Source organism: Cupriavidus sp. R6-3, from assembly GCF_059772245.1.
Window position 1 is genome coordinate 1 of sequence record NZ_JCBAJO010000262.1, and the last position, 5,965, is coordinate 5,965.

Genomic DNA, 5,965 nt, shown 5'->3' on the forward strand with positions numbered 1-5,965 from the left:
CGGTACTGCGCACGCCCGGCGAGCCGGAGAGACAGAGCGGTCAGAGCGGTCAGGGCGGTCAGAGCGGACAGGGCCGGCACGGCCGACAACAGCGTGCCGCGCTGCTGGTCGACGCCCAATGCGGCTTCGCCTTCCCGGCCTGTGCGATGGCGATCGAGCACGCGATCGCCCGCGCGCGCGAGCTCGGCGTCTGCGTGGCCGCGGTCACCAACAGCCATCACTTCGGCGCCGCGGCCTCCCACCTGGAGCCCGTCGCCGCCGCCGGCATGATCGGCATCGCGCTGGGCAACTCGCCGGCGGCGATGCCGGCCTGGGGCGGACGCAAGCCGCTGTTCGGCACCAATCCGATCGCCGCGGTGTTTCCGCGACGCGGCGCCGCGCCGGTGGTGATCGACCTGTCGCTGTCCGAGGTCGCGCGCGGCAAGATCATGGTCGCCGCCAAGGCCGGCCAGCCGATTCCGCTGGGCTGGGCGCTCGACGAGGCTGGTGAGCCGACCACCGACGCGAAGGCCGCGCTGCGCGGCTCGATGCTGCCCGCGGGCGGCGTCAAGGGCGCGATGCTGGCGCTGCTCGTCGAGCTGCTGGTGGTGTCGCTGGCCGGGGCGCAGTTCGGCGCCGAGGCCGATTCCTTCTTCGAGGATGCCGGCGGCCGGCCGCGCATCGGCCAGGTCTTCCTGGTGCTGGACCCCGCCGCGTTCAGCGGCGAGCAGGTCTATCACGATCGCGTCGAGGCGCTGCTGGCGGCGATGTTGGCCGACCCGGGCACGCGCCTGCCGGGCGCGCGCCGCGAGGCATCGCAACGACGCGCCAGCAGCGAGGGCATCGCCGTGCCCGCCGCGCTGCTGGCCGAACTGGAGGCGCTGGCCGGGGAGGGTAGTCCGGCCTAGCAAGCGTCAGCTCATGCCGGCCCCGGGGCAGCGTCGTCCAGGCGATGCCCCCAGGGGCCGCCCCACAAGCCGAGGTCCGCAAAGTACGGATGGCGGCAAACAAAGGAGACAAACCATGCATCGCCTGTTGATTCGCTCCATGCTGCGGCATGTGGCCGCGTTGTCCGTTGCATTGTCCGCCGTCGTTGCTGTCACCGCGCCCGCGGCGGCCCAGGGTCCCGCCGACTATCCGAGCAAGCCGATCCGCTATGTGGTGCCGTTCGCGCCCGGCGGCCTGACCGACATCATGGCGCGCATGGTCGGCCATCAGCTGTCGGAGGAGTGGGGCAAGCCGATCGTCATCGACAACAAGCCGGGCGGCAATGCCAATATCGGCGCCGACCAGGTGGCCAAGGCCCCGGCGGACGGCTATACCTGGCTGGCCGTCACGCTGACGCACGCCTCCAACGTCACGCTGTTTCCGAAGCTGCCGTTCAACATGCAGAAGGACCTGGTGCCGGTGGCGCGCATCGCCTCCTCGCCGATGACCGTGGTGGTGCCGGTCAATTCGCCGATCCATTCGATGAAGGACCTGGTCGAGGCCGCGCGCAAGGGCAAGCTCAATGCGGGCTCGAGCGGCAACGGCACGCCGCCGCACCTGACGCTTGCACTGTTCGAGAGCCTGACCGGCACCAAATTGACGCACGTGCCGTACAAAGGTGGTGCACCGTCGATGACCGACCTGATCGGCGGGCAGATCGACGTGGTGTTCTCCAACTTCCCCGAGTCGCTGGCCTACGTCAAGGGCGGCAAGCTGCGCGCGCTGGCGGTGACCACGCGCGAGCGCCATCCGCTGCTGCCGGATGTGCCCACGGTCGGCGAGGTCGGCTTCCCCGACCTGCTGGTCGAGAACTGGACCGGCCTGATGATGCCGGCCGGCACGCCCAAGCCGGTGATCGACAAGGTCGGCACGGCGGTGGCGAAGATGGTCGAGATCAAGTCGGTGCGCGACCGTATCGTGGCCGCCGGTTTCTCGCCCGCGCCGCAGGCGAGCGCGCCCTTTACCGACTACTTCCAGGGCGAGGTCGCGCGCTGGGCCAAGCTGATCGACCAGAAGGGCATCCGGGCCGAGTAGGTCGATTCGAGCGTCGATCGCCTGCGCCCGCCGTATGCGCCGACCGCAGGCGTTGATCGCAGGCGTTGATCCCAGGGGGCGACGCCCGGCGTGCGAGCGCAGGCATCGAACCGAAGGGCCGGCCCAGGCGTTCGAAACGATTTTCAACACGGCGGGGGGCGGGTGACGGCAGTCATCCATGTTATATAGACGTTCCGATCCAGCGCCGCCGGGCAAGCGGCGGCGGCGCGGAACCGGCATCGTGCCAATCCATCCGTCCAGGGAGATCGTTGAAGGTGGGCGCAGAATTCGAAGCAGGCGCGGCAATCGGCGGCGTGCTGTACAAGGACGTCAAGCGGGCCATCCTGGCCGCGCTCGCCGCGGGCGAGTGGAAGCCGGGCGAGGCGATTCCGGCCGAACGCCGGCTGGTGGAGCGCTTCGGCGTGTCGATCGGCACGCTGCGCAAGGCGATCGACGAACTGGTGGCGGAGAACATCATGATCCGCCATCAGGGACGCGGCACCTTCGTCGCGACCCACCGCCAGGAGGACCATTTCTTCCGCTTCTTCCGCGTGGTGCGCGAGGACGGGCATCGCGCCTTTCCCAGCGTGCGGCTGGCCAAATTCCGGCGCGGCAAGGCCAGCAAGGAGGAGGCGCTGGCGCTGGGCATCGCGCCGGGCGAGCGGGTCTTCCATTTCACCAACGTGCTGTCGCTGGACGGCAGGCCGGTGATGACCGATGCGATCACGGTGCCCGAGGCGCTGTTCGAAGGGCTGACCGAGACCATGCTGCGCGAGCGGCCCAACACGCTGTACAACTTCTATCAGGACGCCTTCGGCATCAACGTGATCCGCACCGAAGAGCGCCTGCGCGCGGTGCTGGCCGACGAGGACGACCATCGGCTGCTGGAGGTGCCGGTGGGCGGCCCGCTGCTGCAGATCACGCGGATCGCCTCGTCCTATCACGACCGGCGCGTCGAGCGCCGCGTTTCGCGGCTCGACACCACCGCGCACGAGTTCGCGATCTCGCAGCCGTAGCAGGCGCGGCGGCCGCAGCAGGCGTCAACACACCACCACGTCGTTCCCGCGTCCGCGGGCATTCAGCGACTCCGACCCTGCGAGCCACCGGGTCCCCGCCTTCACGGGGACAACGCCTTTTCCTGCCGCTCAGTTCGTCCGGCGCTTGCCCGTCTTCTTCGTCGCGCATTCGATGCAGCGGCCGCGCAGCGTCAGCTCGTGCTGCTCGACCACGAAGCCGGGCGGCGTGATCTCTTCCAGGTGCCCGGGGCACCCTTCCAGCGGAAACACGCGGTCGCAGGTCAGGCACTGGAAGTAGTGCTTGTGCACGACCGCGTCGGGCGCGGCCGCGACCTCGTAGCGGTCGGCCTGGCCCGGCAGCGGCACCGCCACCAGGCCGCCTTCCTGCAGCATGGCGCGGATATTGCGGTAGACCGTCGCGAGTCCGAGCGTCGGCACCGTGCGCTGCGCGGCGGCCAGGATCTCGGCAGGGCTCAGCGGCCGGGCGGCCTCGCGCAGCGCGCCCAGCACGGCCTCGCGTTGACGGGTCATGCGTTCCATAGCTAGAATGATAATGAAAATTCGTTCTCAATAAGGCGCGCCGTCGCTCGGCAGCGTCACCGCAGACCGTATTGTCGCCGCTTCTTGTCCTGCTTGCGGCTTCCCTTGCCGGCCGCGCACGTAGCGGGGCATGGCGGTCGTGGTGGTCGCGCGTCGTTGTTCACCCTTCGTCCAATCATGTCCACGCCGACTTCATCGCCCGCGCGGCTGCCCGTGCGTTTGCCTGCGCGTTTGCCCGCGAACCTGCCTGCGCGCCTGTCCATGCGACCATTGCGCGCGGTCCATCCCCTGCCGCCGCTCGCCGCCGCCCTGTTCGCCGTGGCGGCGCTCGCAGACGCTGCAGAGGCCGCCGAGCGCGAGGAAGCCATGCTGCCCGAGGTCGCGGTGGTCACCTCCGGCGCCGCATCGTACAACCCCGACGAGGCCAGCGGCGCGACCCGCACCGACACGCCGCTGCGCGAGGTGCCGCAGGCGGTGCGCGTGGTGCCGCGCGCGATGATCGACGATATCGGCGCGACGCGGCTGGAGCAGACCTTTGACTACGTCAGCGGCATCGCGCGCCAGGACAGCTTCGGCGGACTGTGGGACAACTTCGCGGTGCGGGGCTTTGCCGGCAACGAGAACACCGGCACCGGCTATCTGGTCAACGGCTTCGTCGCCAATCGCGGCTTCACCGCGCCGCGCGACGTCGCCACCATCGAGCGCGTCGAAGTCTTGAAGGGGCCGACCTCGTCGCTGTATGGCAGCGGCGAGCCGGGCGGCACGCTGAACCTGGTCACCAAGCAGCCGCAGTTCAAGCCGGCGCAGAACTACGAGCTGGAGGTCGGCAACCGCGACCGCTACCGTGCCGCGGCCGATATCACCGGACCGCTGGGCGAAAACGTCGCCGGCCGGCTGATCATGGTGGGCGACCATCAGGGCAGCCAGCGCGCCTTCGTCGACAGCCAGCGCTATCTGCTGGCGCCCTCGCTGACGTGGACGCTGGGCGCCGATACGGTGATCCAGTACGCCGGCGAATGGCAGCGCTTCTCCACGCCGCTGGACCGCGGCATCGTCGCGGTCGACGGCCGGCTCGATGCGGTGGGTCGCAAAACCTTCCTCGGCGAACCGAGCGATGGCGACATTCGCCTCGACAGCCAGTCGCATCAGCTCGGCATCGAGCACCAGTTCTCGCCGGGCTGGAAGGGCCGGCTGTCGCTGGCCTATCGCGGCGGTTCGCTGGAAGGGTATTCGACCGAGCCGTTCGCGCTGGCCGCCGACGATCGCACGCTGCGGCGCCAGCGCCGATACCGCGACTACCAGTCCGACGACACCGCGCTGCAGGCCGACCTGACCGGCCGCATCGACACCGGGCCGCTGTCGCACACGCTGCTGGTGGGCTTCGACGCCTATCGCTTCAGCAGCAGCCAGGTGCAGTTGCGCGGCAATCCGACCGCCGCGACGCCGTACCCGATCGACATCTACGAGCCGGTCTACGGGTCGGCCCCGCCGCCGCTGCTGCCGAACACCGATACGCACGAGCGGCAGACCAATATCGGCCTGTACGCGCAGGACCAGATCGCCATCGGCGAGCGCTGGCGCGTGCTTGGCGGGCTGCGGGTCGACTCGTATCGCCAGACGCTGGACAACCGCCTGCGCGGCACCCGCGTCGAGCAGGACCAGACGGCGGTGTCGCCGCGCCTTGGCCTGGCCTACCTGGCCAGCAACAACGTGACGCTGTTCGCCAATGCCAGCCGCTCGTTCCGTCCCAATCCCGGCAGCAGCGCCGCCGGCGAGCCCTTTACGCCCGAGCGCGGCCGCGCCGTCGAGGCCGGCCTGAAGTTCGAGACCGACGATCGCCGCCTCGGCGCGACGCTGAGTGCGTTCTCCATCCACAAGCGCAATGTGCTGACCGCCGATCCGGCCGATCCCTCGTTCTCGACCACCGCCGGCGAAGCGCGCAGCCGCGGCCTCGAACTCGATGTGGCCGGCCGCGTCGGCCAGCATTGGCGCGTGTCGGGCAGCGTGGCGCTGACCGATGCCGAGATCACCGCCGATACCCGGCTGCCGGCCGGCACGCCGCTGCGCAATATCCCGCGCACCAGCGCCAGCGCGCTCGCCGTCTACGAGGATGCGGCGCCGTGGGGCCAACGCTATGGTGTCGGCGCCGGCGTGCGCTACATCGGCAAACGCTCGGGCGATGCCGCCGGCAGCTTCACGCTGCCGTCGTACACGCTGGTCGATCTGCTCGCCTACTGGCAGCTCAGCAAGCAGGCCCGGCTGACGCTGAACGTGCACAACCTGTTCGACCGCGACTACTGCGCCAGCTCCTACAGCGCGCTGTGGATCGCGCCCGGGGCAGGGCGTACGGTGCGGCTCGGGCTGCGGCTGAGCTATTGACGCGATGCGACGGCCTGCCGCGATGCCTG

The 5,965-nt window shown here is 69.9% G+C and carries 5 protein-coding genes; 4 read left to right on the top strand and 1 reads right to left on the bottom strand.

The features are described 5' to 3' along the window. The 3 genes from AC6EI8_RS23395 to AC6EI8_RS23405 all read left to right on the top strand — a co-directional run. A partial coding sequence (locus AC6EI8_RS23395) for an Ldh family oxidoreductase (RefSeq protein ID WP_498383013.1) occupies window positions 1-887 on the top strand: 887 nt, incomplete at its 5' end. 115 nt (window positions 888-1,002) lie between these two features. Further along, the gene (locus AC6EI8_RS23400; protein WP_498383014.1) at window positions 1,003-2,001 is read left to right on the top strand and encodes a Bug family tripartite tricarboxylate transporter substrate binding protein; all 999 of its coding nucleotides are present in this window, start codon (window positions 1,003-1,005) and stop codon (window positions 1,999-2,001) included. 275 nt (window positions 2,002-2,276) lie between these two features. Continuing rightward, window positions 2,277-3,017, top strand: coding sequence for a GntR family transcriptional regulator (locus AC6EI8_RS23405; RefSeq protein ID WP_149317201.1), 741 nt, complete (start codon window positions 2,277-2,279; stop codon window positions 3,015-3,017). Window positions 3,018-3,146: 129 nt separating this feature from the next. On the opposite strand, the gene AC6EI8_RS23410 is transcribed toward AC6EI8_RS23405, so the two are convergent. Continuing rightward, window positions 3,147-3,557: a Fur family transcriptional regulator gene (locus tag AC6EI8_RS23410; protein ID WP_149317200.1), complete on the bottom strand. Its 411-nt coding sequence runs from the start codon at window positions 3,555-3,557 to the stop codon at window positions 3,147-3,149. 261 nt (window positions 3,558-3,818) lie between these two features. Here AC6EI8_RS23410 and AC6EI8_RS23415 point away from each other — a divergent pair, with 261 nt between their 5' ends. Then, window positions 3,819-5,936 (top strand): TonB-dependent siderophore receptor, encoded by a 2,118-nt coding sequence (locus AC6EI8_RS23415; RefSeq protein ID WP_498383015.1) that lies wholly within the window; start codon window positions 3,819-3,821, stop codon window positions 5,934-5,936. Window positions 5,937-5,965: the final 29 nt, after the last annotated feature.